This window comes from Nitrosospira sp. Nl5 (assembly GCF_900102495.1).
Taxonomy (GTDB): domain Bacteria; phylum Pseudomonadota; class Gammaproteobacteria; order Burkholderiales; family Nitrosomonadaceae; genus Nitrosospira.
In genome coordinates this window covers 60,230-74,662 of sequence record NZ_FMVQ01000005.1, presented here as the reverse complement: position 1 = coordinate 74,662, position 14,433 = coordinate 60,230, and the positions used below count along the sequence as shown (strand labels likewise).

The window sequence follows — 14,433 nt, the reverse complement described above, 5'->3', positions numbered from 1 at the left end:
GGACCGGCCCGGTTCTCTTGTTCCTCATTCTTATCCTTCGGTTCTGCATTACTTAACCTTTCAAGATACCCGGCACCATCGGTACGAACCTCACCTCTTCCAGCATTGTCTCAGTGTAACCCTGCGAATTATGTTCGATAACGCACAAAAACTGCTCTCCGCTTCCTTTGGGAAAAACCATCCTGCCGCCAACCGCCAGTTGCTCCAGCAGTTGATGAGGAGTATGCGCAGTCGCGGCGCTGAGGACGATGCCGTCAAACGGCGCAGGTTCAGAAAGCCCCAGAAAGCCGTCGCCGTGTTTCAGGCGAACATTGTTGAGACGCAGCTGCCGCAAACGGATGCGAGCACGGGTAAGTAATGGTCCGATGCGTTCGACCGAGTAGACTTCGCGCGCAAGCTGAGCCAATACCGCTGTCTGGTAACCACAGCCGGAACCAATTTCAAGCACTCTGCCGAGAGTTGACCCTGCGCGCAGTAATTCGCTCATGCGCGCCACGATAAACGGGCTTGAAATGGTCTGGCCAAAATTGATGGGTAGGGCGACATCGTCGTAGGCGCGACTCGCCAGGATTTCCTCCACGAAGATATGACGAGGAATGGCGTTCATCGCCGCCAGAACCACTTCGTCAACGATACCTTGCGTGCGCAGGCGCTCAATCATGCGTACACGGGTACGCTGGGAAGTCATACCGATTCCGGAATGATGAGCGTTCAACCTAAATCCGGCAGTTGGACAGGGTGGAGTGTGCGGTTTTTGGGGTGCAGGGCTAGCCGCAACGACGCGGAATGGTCATTCCATTCCAAGAAGTTGCAACGCCGCCATGTACCGCAAAAACCGTGCAATCCGCCCTGTAGCGAACTCACCTTACAGGTGAAAATCAAATGATACAGAAAGTCTTTATGCATCATTGCGCTAAATTAAAATGAGCGATCAACTGCCGGATTTAGGTTCAACTAAATATCCCTGAACAGATGCTTAACCATCCGAGACAACAGGAAATACTTCCGTTGCTATTTTAGCCACTGCTTTACCGCCTCCATCTGCCCATATCGGGTCAAGTCGATTTGCAATGGGGTTACCGATACCCGATTCCGCTCAACCGCGAGGAAGTCCGTACCTTCACCAGCATCCTGCGCCAACCCGGCCGCGCCTACCCAGTACACCGTTTCGCCACGTGGGCTTTGGGATTTGACTACTGGTTCGGCCTTGTGACGGCGGCCAAGCCGGGTTACCTCTATGCCTTGCAGCTCGTCATAAGTAACATCGGGCACATTCACGTTCAGCAGTACCGGTCCGTGGAGTTTATCGCCCTCAAAACGTTGCACCATCTCTGCGGCGATACGGGCGGCGGTAGGAAAGTTTCCGGCGGAAAAACCGGCAAGAGAAATGGCAAAAGAAGGAATACCCAGCAGAAAACCTTCTGTGGCGGCCGCTACCGTGCCGGAATAAAGAGTGTCGTCACCCATGTTAGCACCATCATTGATGCCGGATACCACCATGTCAGGCAATGCGTCCAGCATGCCTGTAACCGCCAGATGCACACAGTCCGTGGGCGTGCCATTGACGTAATAGAAACCATTATGGGATTTGTGCAGGCTGAGCGGACGGTCGAGGGTGAGCGAATTGCTGGCACCGCTTCGGTCGCGCTCCGGTGCGACAACGATAATATCCGCAATAGCGGAAAGCGCTTCGGCAAGACAGCCAAGGCCTGGCGCAAAATACCCGTCGTCGTTGCTGAGCAATATGCGCATTCGAACAGTACCGAGGTGATTTTTTTGCTTATCCGGTGAAAAGATATCAGCTATTGCTATATCAAGCCTGAACGACGCGCATAAGAACCAGCCGACCTGTGGATCTGGTTGGTCGGGGCGAGAGGATTTGAACCTCCGACCACTTGCACCCCATGCAAGTACGCTACCAGGCTGCGCTACGCCCCGAAGAATGGATTATACCAAACAAGCCACGGCGTTAGGAATTGCTATTGGGTGAGTGACGCGAAGAGGGCAAAGAACAGAACAGGGCGACCTGAATACGCCCCCATAAAGATGAATATCATGTGGCGCCCAAAATCCTTGCGAATCGTTACATTCGACCGACAATGAGCGACGGATTTTGGGTTTAAGACCGGAGCAATGACACAACGCTTTTGATCTCGCGCCGTAGCATTCCCAGATCAATCGATGGTGAAGGCGCGGCAATTGAAGTGGCAAGTGCAGGCACCGATTCAACCGGGCCCTGCCCCAGCCGGCTGCGCGCGCCATGGATGGTGAAACCCTGTTCATAGAGCAGTTCCCGAATACGACGAATCAGCAGCACTTCATGATGCTGGTAGTAGCGGCGATTGCCCCGACGCTTGACCGGCTTCAATTGTACGAATTCCTGCTCCCAATAGCGCAATACATGAGGCTTGACACCACATAACTCGCTCACTTCGCCGATCGTGAAGTAGCGCTTCGCCGGAATGGGCCCTAAAGCGCTGCTAGGTATTATGTTTTCCATGCTGGTTTTTTTCAACCATCGCCTTCAGTTTTTGGCTTGCGTGGAAAGTTACCACGCGACGCGCGGTAATCGGAATTTCTTCTCCGGTTTTGGGATTGCGACCCGGACGCTGCGGCTTATCGCGCAGCTGAAAATTGCCGAAACCAGAGAGCTTCACGCCATCACCATTTTGGAGCGCGACACGAACTTCCTCGTAAAAGGATTCCACCATGTCTTTTGCTTCGCGCTTATTGAACCCGACTTTTTCGAATAGCAAATCGGCCAGCTCGGCTTTTGTTAAGGTCATGCTCTCCCTCACTGTTTATATAATTCTCGGATACGGCTAAAACAGCCATTCCTTATCAGTCGCGTAGTCTTGCGCCCAATTGCCTTTCCAGGATATTTATTAACTTTGCGATGGCCAAGTCCGCTTCAGCGTCGGTTAACGTTTTTTCAGTATCTTGCAATAACACTCGGAATGCAAGACTTTTTTTGCCATTTTCCACTCCCTTGCCCCGATATATATCAAATGGGGAAATTTCTGAAATAACGGGTAATTTCTCAGTCTGCATGCAATCCAGCAGTGCTTGGACGGTAACATCCTCGGAGACGACCATCGCGATGTCGCGCCGTACTGGAGGATATTTTGGAATCTCCGCAGCTACCCGCGGAGGCCGCGTCATCAGGATTTTGAGATCCAGTTCAAATAATACCGCGGATTTTGGCAAACCAATCTTTTGTCGCCAATGAGGGTGAAGTTCTCCCGCATAACCGGCGATTTGTTCACCTACCTGAATCCGAGCAGATTTGCCGGGATGAAAGGCAGGATGAGATGCTGCCTCAAAACGCACCGCTAGCGGCCAAAACAGTGCCTCAATATCTGCCTTAGCGTCGTAAAAATCCACCTCGCGAGCAGATACTCCCCACTGCTCAGCCATGGCGTTCCCATAGCAAAGCCCGGCCAGTTTTTCCGATTGGTCGTAGGTTTCTCCCTTTCTCATAAAGCAACGTCCAGCCTCGAATAACCGTACCCTGGCCTGACTGCGGTTAAGATTGAATTGCAAGTTGGATACGAGACCGCCGAGCAGGCTGCTACGCATCACACTCATTTGAGTGGACAGCGGGTTTTTCAATACCGCCGGTGTTGTGTTGCCCGCCAGCTCCAACTCCCATAAAGCATCCACGAAAGCATAATTGATGACCTCCTGATAGTCCCGTCCCACGAGGATTTGCCGCGGCTGTGACGGGGTGCGTACCGCTTCGTACTCGGGCAGTATCCGCAGGGCCGCATGCGGCGAGTTGGCAGGGATATGATCGTATCCGTAAATACGCGCCAATTCCTCGATCAGGTCTTCCTCGACAGAGAGATCGAAGCGGTAAGTCGGCGGCGTTACACGGAACACGTCGCCAGCGCAAGAAAAAGGGAATCGCAAACGCTGCAATAGCTCTGCGATCCGGACTTCACCGAGTTCTATACCCAGCACTCGCGCCGCGCGCTTGGATCGCAAATTAATGGGATCGCGTTGCGGCAACGCACCTTTGACTTCGGTAATCGGCCCCGCCCTGCCCCCGCAGATAGCGAGCACCAAAGCCGTGGCACGCTCCAGCGCATCGCGTGTCGCGGCAAAATCCACGCCGCGTTCGAAGCGGTGCGCTGAATCAGTGTTAAAACCGAGGCGAAACGATTTCCCGGCAATTACGCCTGGACTAAAGAAAGCGCTTTCCAGAAATAGGTCACTTGCGCCCTGCTCTACCATGCTTTCGTTCCCGCCCATGATGCCCGCCAACGCGAGTGCCTTGGCCTCATCGGCGATCAGCAGCATGTCGGGTTGCAGCGTGAGGGTTTCTCCATTCAGCAACTGGAGCGTTTCACCGGACTTGGCATGGCGCACATGGATTGTTCCCGTCAGTGCACCCGTAATCTTCTCGAGATCGAAGGCGTGAAGTGGTTGGCCGGTCTCCAGCATCACATAGTTGGTCACATCCACTACTGCATTGATCGCTCGGATGCCGCTGCGTTCCAGCCGGCGGATCATCCATTGCGGCGTGGAAACATCAAGGGAGATACCACGTATTACTCGGCCACAATAAAGCGAACAGGCATCTGGCGCGTCCACCTGAACCGTCAACGCTTCACTGGTCTGACCCGGGACCGGGTTCATTTCAAGCACATTGAGATTTGCCGAAGTAATCGCCGCCACCTCTCGTGCTACTCCGGATAACCCCAGGCAATCGGCGCGGTTAGGTGTTAACTTGAGCGTGAAAAGGTTGTCGTCAAGCTCATAATAATCACGGAAGTCCTCACCTATTGGAGCATCGTCCGGGAGCAGCAATAAACCTGACATAACATCTTCCAACCCCAATTCCCTGGCTGAACATAACATACCGCAGGATTCGACTCCGCGTATACTCGCCGGGTTGATGGCGATGCCAGGCAGCTGTGCGCCAGCTAGCGCACAAGGTACTTTTATTCCGGCACGAACATTCGCTGCGCCGCAGACGATTTGAAGCGGTTCACCGCCAGTAGCTGAGCCGGCGTCCACCTGGCAAACATTGAGGTGATCTGCATCGGGATGTTTCTCTACCGACAACACTTCGGCCACTACTACCCTACTAAAAGCCGGAGCAACTGGTTCGACAGCTTCCACTTCCAGACCCGCCATCGTCAGTACATGCGCAAGATCGCTGGCGGATAGCGGCGGATCAACGAAAGTACGAAGCCAGTTTTCAGAAAATTTCATGAGGGCTTGTTTTGCCGCAGAGGAGGCGATTCTGTTCTTTTAGCACACCTTGTCCCATAGCTCAAAAACCGTACACGTCATCTTGTTCAACTCCGTGATTTCGCATGAATCTTAAAAAATCCCTCAATTAAACCGCCTTAGAAATCGCAAATCATTCTCGAAAAATAGCCGCAAATCATTCACCCCATACCTCAGCATTGCTAGCCGCTCCACCCCCATGCCAAATGCAAAGCCCATATATTTTTCGCTGTCTATGTCGACATGTTTCAAAACGTTGGGATGCACCATGCCGCAACCCAGCACTTCCAGCCAGCCGGTGTAACTGCATACGCGACAGCCGCTGCGGCACATTACGCAGCCAATATCCATTTCAGCGGAAGGCTCGGTAAAGGGGAAGAAAGAAGCGCGAAAACGCACCGGTAAATCGTCACGCTCGAAAAAATGTTGCATAAAATCCGCCAACACCCCCTTGAGCACCGAGAAATTGGCGTTTTCATCTACCCACAAACCTTCCACTTGATGAAACATGGGAGTGTGGGTCAAATCGGAGTCACGGCGATATACCCGTCCTGGTGCGATTATCTTTAATGGAGGCGCGTTACTCTGCATGTAACGAATTTGCACCGGTGAAGTGTGTGTCCGCAGCAAGTGCCCTTCACTTCCATCATCAATGTAGAAAGTGTCATGCATCGCCCGCGCAGGATGATTTTCCGGAATATTAAGCGCAGTGAAGTTATAGAAGTCGGTTTCGATTTCCGGCCCCGAGACCACAGCAAAACCGATCGAACCAAACAGCGACTGGATGCGCTCCAGTGTATGCGTTATCGGGTGCAACCCGCCCGTTCCCAAGCCACGTCCGGGCAACGTCACATCCAACGTTTCCTCCACCAATTGCGCTTCCAGTTTTTTTTTCTGTATCGCGTCACGGCGAAGGTTAAGCGCTGCTTCCAGCGTTTCCTTTGCCTGATTGATGCGGCTACCCATGACAGGCCGTTCTTCAGGCGAGAGCTTGCCCAATCCCTTCAGTAACTCGGTTAGGCTGCCTTTCCGCCCGAGATAGCGAGCTTTAGCCTGCTCCAATTCAACGGCATCGTTTATGCCATTAAACAAACTAATGGCTTCACTGAGGAGGGAATCCAGATTCATGAAAATACAAAGTAGGGCACGTTGCCCAGTCTCAACAAGAAAAAAGGAGGCAAGGCGTCTCTGCCTTTAGCCTCCTCGCGTCTTTTTCGCTGCTACCGATTATATAGCCAGACTAGCTTTGGCTTGTTCAACTATTTTCACAAAAGCTGGTTTATCAAATACGGCAATATCAGCCAGCACCTTGCGATCCACTTCAATCGCCGCTTTTTTTAAACCGTTCATGAACACACTGTAGGGTAAACCACATTCACGCGCAGCGGCATTGATACGGGCGATCCACAAAGCGCGAAACTCGCGTTTCTTCTGACGGCGGTCACGGTACGCATATTGTCCCGCCTTCATCACCGCTTCCTTGGCAATCCGATAGACATTTTTGCGGCGTCCGCGGTAGCCCTTCGCTAAATCCAGTACTTTCTTGTGACGGGCGTGAGCCGTTACACCACGTTTTACTCTTGGCATGGCAATCTTCTCCTCAAGCGTAGGGCATCATGGAGCGCACAGACGCTACATCGCTGCAATGGACACCGACCGTTCCCCGCAATTGACGCTTGCTCTTTGTGGTCTTCTTGGTAAGGATATGACGCTTGAATGCCTGCGAACGCTTGACGCTGCCACCCGCTCGCACTTTGAAACGTTTTGCTGCGCCACTCTTGGTTTTCATCTTTGGCATGACACCACCTCTGCTTTAACATGACGCCGGGTGTTTCCTGAAGGGAACACTTTTAAAACCCGGAAATCACTTGTTTTTCCGTTGGGCACTCTCACCGCACGGCTTTGCTGCTATCGTTGATGAATTGACGTAATGCTGATCCGAACCGGCTTCGTAGCGCTATGTCTGCGTTGGCGCCGGACCTGTGCCGATGGCCGGTGTTGCACTATCACTATTACCATCGATTTCTGTAACGACCTTCGGCTTGGCTTCCTTCGGCTTCACCGCTTTTACTTCTTTCTTCCGGGGAGACAACACCATCACCATTTGTCGTCCCTCCATTCTGGGGAACTGTTCCACCACTGCATGCGGCTCCAGATCGCCTCTCACTCGCTCCAACAGGCGCACGCCGAATTCCTGATGCGCCATTTCACGCCCGCGAAAGCGCAATGTAATTTTAGCCTTGTCGCCCTCCTCCAGGAAACTGATCAGGTTTCGTAGCTTAATGTTGTAATCGCCCTCGTCGGTATTGGGCCGGAATTTGACTTCCTTGATTTGAATTTGTTTTTGCTTGAGCTTGGCTTCGTGCTTTTTCTTGCTCTCCTGATAACGAAATTTGCCGTAATCCATCAGGCGGCAAACTGGAGGTCGAGCGGTAGGCGCGATCTCAACCAGATCCACCTCTGCCTCCTCCGCCAAAGTGTTGGCGGCCGTCAGGGTAACGATGCCTATCTGCTCTCCCTCTACACCAATCAAGCGCACTTCCGGCGCATTAATCTCCTGATTGATGCGCGCTGCTTTTTCCTGAACTATAGCAATTCCCCAAGTCGATTGATAAATAAGCCGCACCGGCACTCATGGAATCTCTCCCCTAAGGCGTTCAACCAGCGCCTCTAAAGACATTTGACCCAGATTGGAGCCCGCGCGGGTCCGCACGGAGACCATTTGCGCCGCCACTTCCTTGTCGCCCACGATGATCTGATAAGGCAATTTTTGTAAACTATGCTCCCGTATTTTATAGGTTATTTTCTCATTTCTCAAGTCCGCATATGCCCGGATGCCGTTGTGCTTGAGTTCGCTGGTTACTTTCCTGGCATAGTCCGCCTGTCCTTCGGATATGTTCAGCACTACTGCCTGATCCGGGGAAAGCCACAGGGGAAGCGCTCCAGCATAGTTTTCGATGATGATACCGATGAAGCGTTCCAACGAACCAAGAATCGCCCGGTGCAGCATTACCGGCACCCGGCGGGAATTATCTTCGGCCACAAATTCAGCTTCCAACCGCTCCGGCATGGAAAAATCCAGCTGTAGAGTACCGCATTGCCACACACGCCCGATGCTGTCCTTGAGTGAGAATTCGATTTTCGGTCCGTAGAAAGCACCTTCCCCCGGCTGTAAATCCCAATCGAGCTGCTTGTAATCCAGCGCCGATTGCAACGAAGCTTCTGCCTTGTCCCATTGTTCTTCCGACCCGACGCGCTTTTTCGGGCGAGTCGAAAGTTTCACCAGAATCTCGTTAAAACCAAAATCGGTATAAACTTTCCGCAATAAGTCAATAAACTTCACCGCCTCGTCCTGGACCTGAGATTCGGTGCAAAAAATGTGCGCATCGTCCTGGGTAAATCCCCGAACTCGCATAATGCCGTGCAGCGCGCCGGAGGGCTCGTTCCGATGACATGAACCAAATTCTGCGAGCCGCAACGGAAGATCACGGTAACTTTTTAATCCCTGCTTGAATATCTGGACGTGACCAGGGCAGTTCATTGGCTTGACCGCAAATTCTCGCTCTTCGGAATACGTAGTAAACATATTCTCACGGAAGTTTTCCCAATGCCCTGAACGCTCCCACAGCCCTTTGTCCAGCACCAACGGCGTGCGGATTTCGAGATAGTCATTATCGCGGAATACTTTCCGCATATACTGCTCCACCTGCTGCCAGATAATCCAGCCCTTGGGATGCCAGAACACCATTCCCGGCGCTTCCTCCTGAATATGGAACAAATCCAATTGCTTGCCCAGTTTGCGGTGATCACGTTTTTCGGCTTCTTCGAGACGATGCAAATACGTGTCCTGGTCTTCCTTTCTGGTCCACGCAGTGCCATAAATTCGCTGTAACATTTCATTGCGCGAATCCCCGCGCCAATAAGCACCGGCCAACTTCATCAGTTTGAATACTTTGAGCCTGGAAGTGGTGGGTACATGGGGCCCGCGGCACAAATCGGTAAAATTTCCCTGGGAATAGAGTGAAACGTCCTCGTTGCCGGGTATGGCCTCGATAATCTGGGCCTTGTAGTGTTCGCCCTGATTCTTAAAAAAATTGATGGCTTCGGAGCGTTCCCAAACTTTTCGCTCCACTTTCAGATTGCGCGCGCTGATTTCAGCCATTCTCTTCTCTATCGCCACCAGGTCTTCCGGTGTAAATGGACGCTTGTAGGAAAAATCGTAATAGAAGCCATCCTCGATTACCGGACCGATGGTGACCTGCGCTTCCGGGAATAACTCTTTCACCGCATGTGCCAGCAAATGTGCGCTGGAATGACGAATGATTTCCAGCCCTTCCGCGTCTTTCTCGGTGACAATGGCCAAGTCGCTGTCGTTTTCGATGCGGCTGGATGTATCGACCAACTTGCCGTTCACCCGGCCCGCCAGCGCGGCACGGGCTAATCCGGGACCGATCGACGCCGCAACTTCGCCCACCGTCACCGGTTGCTCATACCTGCGCTCTGAACCATCCGGTAGACGAATGACGGTCACCGCTTTCCTTTCATAAAATAGAAGATTAGCCTACAGAACCATTTCAAATTTCACAGGAGTCGGAAGTTTACCACTGCCCGCGTCGTACAACGCATTCTCCCATAGCTCCCATTGCGGAACAACTCAACCCGTCAGGCCTATCCGGGGAAACGCGAACAACTACCGTGGATGCAGCCTGCCGGAGCCAACAAAGCGGTAACCGTCAGCCTCTGCCTTGCTTCTGTTTAACGCCGTGATAATTACGAACCGGGGAGATGGGCAGCGGGCTTTGATCAGCGATCCTGACTAAGGACGCTGCCCAGGAACGTGAAGGACACCTCGAAAACCACTAGCCGGCTGGATTCTGAAGCCGGGAAGGATACCGTAGGATGATGAGTAGAAGGAATTGAAGAAGATATATAATGTCGGCGGGCTAGCACCCCTTGCATTCGCCAAATTTTTTCGCAGCGGCCGGACTGATCTGTTTATTTCCCATCCTCAGATCACCAAGTTCGTAGTCCGGCTATGTCCGCTACTTCTCGTGAGATCCATTCCGCATCCGGCGATTGACCCCATAAAAGTGAAAGATCATCGGGAGTCATGAGGACCCGCCCCCACTGAAGTACGAGCGGGCAACTACCGAAATTCAGATTATAGACTAGTCTCTCGCTTGAGCAGTTCTTCGATCCTGAGACCCACTTCTGGTTTGCCACCAAAGACGGTTCCAACCTTCTTTTTGTTGAGATGTTCCAGATTGATGGTATAGGCTTGGGCCGGCAGGGGAAAGAATTTAACTTCTTTCACCAGGTTCTCCGCGTTTTTCATATAAAATTCAACGTATTCTTTCACTTCAGGCTTCTCTGCCGCCTTGACGTTCACGTAAATGAAAATAGGACGGGATAAGGGCTCGTAACTTCCATCCTTCACCGTTTCCGCAGACGGTATGACGCCGCCTTTGCCGCTATCAACAGCGACCGCTTTTACCTTTTTCTGATTTTCCACGTAGTAGGCGAAGCCAAAAAAGCCCAAGCCATTCTTGTCGCTCGCTACACCCTGCACCAATACGTTGTCGTCCTCGGATGCGGTGTAATCGCCGCGACTCGATTTGGCCTTGCCAACGATGGCTTCTGTGAAGTAGTCAAAAGTACCTGAATCCGCGCCAGCTCCGTAGAGTTTAATCGTGACGTCGGGCCACGTGGGGTTCACCTGACTCCATTTGGTGATGGTGCCCTGCGCAGCCGGCTCCCAGATTTTTTTTAGCTCCGCGACCGTGATAACTTTGCTCCAATCGTTTTTCGGATTTACTACTACCGTCAACGCATCATAAGCCACGGGCATTTCGATATATTGAATATCTAGTGCTTTGCAGTCGTCCATCTCTTTTTTTAGAATGGGCCGTGAAGCATTGACGATATCGATTTCACCGCGGCAAAATTTCTTGAAGCCGCCGCCGGTACCTGAAATGCCGACCGTCACCTTTACTGCACCCTTCTTGGCTATTTGAAAGTCTTCCGCCACTGCCTCGGTGATAGGATAAACAGTGCTGGAGCCGTCAATTTTCACAATGCCAGCAGCACCTGCGACACTGGCACCGCCAACTAACACGCTCAGCAGGGCCGACAATCCAAGTGCCTTACTATTCGGCAATTTCAACATTTCGCTCTCCATTTATTGAATCAGATACGTTTTTAACAGTATTACTATGTTAAGTCATGATTATTACCGTTTTGCGACAGCAGCGTTATCAGTCGGCAAATTAGCGATCCATTATGTACGGCATTCAGTCATAAGAGCGTCATGCCCGATTGATACAATAAGAGGAATTAAAGACCATGGGAGATATCATGACGCAATCTAAAACCAAGGGGTTACACCCGGTATATGTGGCGCGTTTTCTAGCTGTCAGCCGCATATGTCTTTTTGTCGATTTTTCGAATTTGGTAATCTGGACCTACAGGAAACCAGCCGCAAAAATGGCCGGCCAATCTATATTTCGTCGCTTTTTCGGCCGACAGGACGGCTATTGGTCCTTCAAAAATCTTCAGTAGCCACCCTTGCCCAGCCACCTTTTTGCTTCGATTCCTTAGACAGACAAGCTGCTATTAGCTTGCAAACATTCTGTATTGTGCGAAACAGCGGATCAGCAGGCATCCCTGATAAAAGGTTCTTACACCTCCATGCTGTTCACTCTACCGCAGTATTCCGCACAACCTCAGCTATTTTCTCTGCCCAGTGTTTAACTTTCCGCTTGGATTCACCCTCCACCATCACTCGTATCAGCGGCTCAGTCCCTGATGCGCGCAGCAGCACGCGGCCACTGCCATCAAGGTCGCGCTCTGCTTCCGCCTGAGCTGCTTTAATCGCCACGCTAACATGTGAATCGAACCCTTTGGGAACCTTGACATTGATCAGCTGTTGCGGGTAAAGCGTTACGCCGCGCGCAAGTTCAGCCAGGCTCTTGCCGGAATCACGCAGGGCATATAATACCTGCAGCGCGGAAATAATGCCGTCGCCCGTCGTATGCTTGTCGGTACAGATAATATGGCCGGAGCCTTCGCCCCCCAGTTGCCAACCTTTTTCCTGCAGCAGCTCCAATACGTAACGGTCGCCGACATTTGCGCGGGCAAAAGGAATATTTAATTTCCTGAAGCCATTTTCAATGGCGAGATTTGTCATTAATGTACCCGCCACCCCGCCCTTAAGCAGCCCGTTCTGCTGACGGTGCCTGGCGATAATGTAAATCAGCCGGTCACCGTCGTAGAGCGCGCTTTTTTGATCGACCATAACAACACGATCACCATCGCCATCAAGCGCAATACCAATATCGGCCTGATGCCGCTTGACGGCTTCCTGCACCGCCGCGCTATGGGTCGCACCGCACTCGTAGTTAATATTGAGGCCGTTAGGCTGCGTTCCGATGGCAACAACGTCCGCACCGAGCTCATGCAGCACATGGCCGGCAATTTGATATGTCGCACCGTGAGCACAGTCGACCACAATGCGCAAGCCGCGTAGATCGAGATGATTCGGAAAGGTGCTTTTGCAGAATTCGATGTAACGCCCGCGTGCGTCATCGACACGGCGCGCTTTGCCGAGCTTCGCTGAAGGCATGGAGCTGATGGGAGCCTTCAATCCGGCCTCTATCTCGCGTTCAGTGGCATCGGGCAGTTTGCTGCCCGCAGCGGAAAAGAACTTGATGCCATTGTCTTCAAATGGGTTATGGGAAGCAGAGATGACGATCCCAGCCTGCAGCCGCAACGCACGGGTAAGATAAGCGACCGCTGGCGTAGGAATGGGTCCGGACAGCAGCACATCCACGCCGGCAGCGGATAGCCCCGCTTGCAGGGCCGACTCAAGCATATAGCCCGATATGCGCGTATCCTTACCAATCAATACTGCCGGACGCTCCCCCTTGGACAAATGCCAATTCGAGGAAGCCAGGACTTTACCTGCGGAGTAGCCAAGATGCATGACAAATTCCGGCGTAATTGGCATCTCCCCCACACGCCCGCGTATGCCATCGGTGCCAAAATATTTTCGCGTCATTTATGAAGAATCCGTGAATGGTCAGTTGAAGAGCGAGAGCGTGCCTTTTATCCTCGTGGGGACGCCGGTCATTCGGAAGCACTGCAAACAACGCCGCCATGCACCGCAAAATCCATCTTGCAGCGAGTTCACCAAAAGCTGAAGGTAAAGCGGCGCAACACCTTTGTGTATCATAACGAAAAATGAGCCTGCCGCCATTCAGGTTTAGCCGTTAACCGCATTATAAACCGCTAGCGCATCCTTAGTCGCTTTTACGTCGTGTACTCGCAGAATTCCAGCGCCCTTGACTCTCGCCAATAACGCGGCTGCGACACTGGCATAAATCCGGTCATTCACCGGGTTGCCGGTGATTTTTCCCAACATGGATTTGCGCGACAATCCCACCATTACCGGGGCGCCCATATCGGTAAAGCGGTCGAGATGGCGCAGTAATTCGATATTATGTTGCAATGTCTTACCAAATCCAAAACCTGGGTCTATTATCAATCTCTCGCCTGAAATACCTGCAGCTTGTGCTGCATTCAGCCGCTGCCGTAAAAAACCCTTCACTTCCGCCACCACATCATCATATTGAGGACTGACCTGCATGCCGCGCGGTTCCCCCTGCATGTGCATGAGGCACACTGCAACACCTCCTTCCGCAACCGCCTCAAGTGCGCCTGGTGCTCGCAATGCATTCACATCATTAATCATCGCCGCACCTGCCTTGATCGCTGCGCGCATGACCTCCGGTTTGGATGTGTCGACTGAAACAAATGCATCCATTCTGACCAAGGCTTGAACTACCGGAATGGTGCGGCGCAGCTCCTCTTCCGTGCTGACCGGGGTACCGCCCGGACGGGTGGATTCGCCCCCAATATCCAGCAGATCGGCACCTTGTTCAATTAAGCACGCGGCATGGCGGAGAGCGCTCTCGGTTGACGCATACAGACCACCGTCAGAAAAGGAGTCTGGCGTGACATTAACGATCCCCATGACGAGAGGGCGGCACGGAAAGGGATTTGGGAATTGCTTCAATGGAAAAAATGTGGAAGAGAAACAGACGGGTTTCGTTGATGGAAAGGCGGAAAGGAAATGCAGGCAGACCGGGGGCTCATAAAATAAGGCGGGACTAGCCCGCCTTATTCGCTTTTACAGCC

General features: G+C 52.4%; 12 protein-coding genes, 1 tRNA gene and 1 pseudogene. All 14 read right to left on the bottom strand.

The genetic code is table 11. The annotated features are described in order from the left end of the window. Positions 1-52 precede the first annotated feature (52 nt). Positions 53-715 carry a protein-L-isoaspartate(D-aspartate) O-methyltransferase gene (locus tag BLP45_RS06805; protein WP_090371080.1) on the bottom strand — a complete coding sequence of 221 codons (663 nt, stop codon included), beginning with the start codon at positions 713-715 and terminating at the stop codon, positions 53-55. Between the two features lie 296 nt (positions 716-1,011). Further along, positions 1,012-1,752: a 5'/3'-nucleotidase SurE gene (gene surE, locus BLP45_RS06800; RefSeq protein WP_090371078.1), complete on the bottom strand. Its 741-nt coding sequence runs from the start codon at positions 1,750-1,752 to the stop codon at positions 1,012-1,014. A 109-nt stretch (positions 1,753-1,861) separates the two neighbouring features. Further along, positions 1,862-1,938, bottom strand: a tRNA-Pro gene (locus tag BLP45_RS06795). A 181-nt stretch (positions 1,939-2,119) separates the two neighbouring features. Next, on the bottom strand, positions 2,120-2,500 hold the full coding sequence (locus BLP45_RS06790; protein WP_090371076.1) for a MerR family transcriptional regulator: 381 nt from the start codon (positions 2,498-2,500) through the stop codon (positions 2,120-2,122). Next, positions 2,481-2,786, bottom strand: coding sequence for an integration host factor subunit alpha (locus BLP45_RS06785; protein ID WP_090371074.1), 306 nt, complete (start codon positions 2,784-2,786; stop codon positions 2,481-2,483). The genes BLP45_RS06790 and BLP45_RS06785 overlap by 20 nt, the downstream gene beginning before the upstream one ends. Positions 2,787-2,841: 55 nt before the next feature. After that, positions 2,842-5,220, bottom strand: a complete 2,379-nt coding sequence (pheT, locus tag BLP45_RS06780; protein WP_090371073.1) for a phenylalanine--tRNA ligase subunit beta — start codon at positions 5,218-5,220, stop codon at positions 2,842-2,844. Positions 5,221-5,343: 123 nt separating this feature from the next. Beyond that, the gene (gene pheS / locus BLP45_RS06775; protein WP_090371071.1) at positions 5,344-6,366 is read right to left on the bottom strand and encodes a phenylalanine--tRNA ligase subunit alpha; all 1,023 of its coding nucleotides are present in this window, start codon (positions 6,364-6,366) and stop codon (positions 5,344-5,346) included. 99 nt (positions 6,367-6,465) lie between these two features. Further along, on the bottom strand, positions 6,466-6,825 hold the full coding sequence (gene rplT, locus BLP45_RS06770) for a 50S ribosomal protein L20 (RefSeq protein ID WP_090371070.1): 360 nt from the start codon (positions 6,823-6,825) through the stop codon (positions 6,466-6,468). A 13-nt stretch (positions 6,826-6,838) separates the two neighbouring features. Continuing rightward, on the bottom strand, positions 6,839-7,036 hold the full coding sequence (rpmI, locus tag BLP45_RS06765) for a 50S ribosomal protein L35 (protein ID WP_090371068.1): 198 nt from the start codon (positions 7,034-7,036) through the stop codon (positions 6,839-6,841). A 273-nt stretch (positions 7,037-7,309) separates the two neighbouring features. Beyond that, positions 7,310-7,834: pseudogene (infC, locus tag BLP45_RS06760) on the bottom strand (translation initiation factor IF-3); the annotation flags it as partial. A 36-nt stretch (positions 7,835-7,870) separates the two neighbouring features. Then, positions 7,871-9,769: a threonine--tRNA ligase gene (gene thrS, locus BLP45_RS06755; protein ID WP_090371066.1), complete on the bottom strand. Its 1,899-nt coding sequence runs from the start codon at positions 9,767-9,769 to the stop codon at positions 7,871-7,873. Between the two features lie 630 nt (positions 9,770-10,399). Continuing rightward, complete coding sequence (locus BLP45_RS06750; protein ID WP_090371064.1) at positions 10,400-11,404, bottom strand: PstS family phosphate ABC transporter substrate-binding protein; 1,005 nt, start codon at positions 11,402-11,404, stop codon at positions 10,400-10,402. 528 nt (positions 11,405-11,932) lie between these two features. Beyond that, positions 11,933-13,294, bottom strand: a complete 1,362-nt coding sequence (glmM, locus tag BLP45_RS06740) for a phosphoglucosamine mutase (RefSeq protein ID WP_090371060.1) — start codon at positions 13,292-13,294, stop codon at positions 11,933-11,935. A 204-nt stretch (positions 13,295-13,498) separates the two neighbouring features. Further along, positions 13,499-14,269: a dihydropteroate synthase gene (gene folP, locus BLP45_RS06735; protein WP_090371058.1), complete on the bottom strand. Its 771-nt coding sequence runs from the start codon at positions 14,267-14,269 to the stop codon at positions 13,499-13,501. Positions 14,270-14,433 lie beyond the last annotated feature (164 nt).

Bases quoted from the DNA above. Each gene is read 5' to 3' on its own strand.
- BLP45_RS06785 (WP_090371074.1), bottom strand. From the start codon at position 2,786: ATGACCTTAACAAAAGCCGAGCTGGCCGATTTGCTATTCGAAAAAGTC.
- rplT (WP_090371070.1), bottom strand. From the start codon at position 6,825: ATGCCAAGAGTAAAACGTGGTGTAACGGCTCACGCCCGTCACAAGAAA.
- BLP45_RS06750 (WP_090371064.1), bottom strand. From the start codon at position 11,404: ATGTTGAAATTGCCGAATAGTAAGGCACTTGGATTGTCGGCCCTGCTG.
- BLP45_RS06790 (WP_090371076.1), bottom strand. From the start codon at position 2,500: ATGGAAAACATAATACCTAGCAGCGCTTTAGGGCCCATTCCGGCGAAG.
- folP (WP_090371058.1), bottom strand. From the start codon at position 14,269: ATGGGGATCGTTAATGTCACGCCAGACTCCTTTTCTGACGGTGGTCTG.
- surE (WP_090371078.1), bottom strand. From the start codon at position 1,752: ATGCGCATATTGCTCAGCAACGACGACGGGTATTTTGCGCCAGGCCTT.
- rpmI (WP_090371068.1), bottom strand. From the start codon at position 7,036: ATGCCAAAGATGAAAACCAAGAGTGGCGCAGCAAAACGTTTCAAAGTG.
- glmM (WP_090371060.1), bottom strand. From the start codon at position 13,294: ATGACGCGAAAATATTTTGGCACCGATGGCATACGCGGGCGTGTGGGG.
- pheS (WP_090371071.1), bottom strand. From the start codon at position 6,366: ATGAATCTGGATTCCCTCCTCAGTGAAGCCATTAGTTTGTTTAATGGC.
- pheT (WP_090371073.1), bottom strand. From the start codon at position 5,220: ATGAAATTTTCTGAAAACTGGCTTCGTACTTTCGTTGATCCGCCGCTA.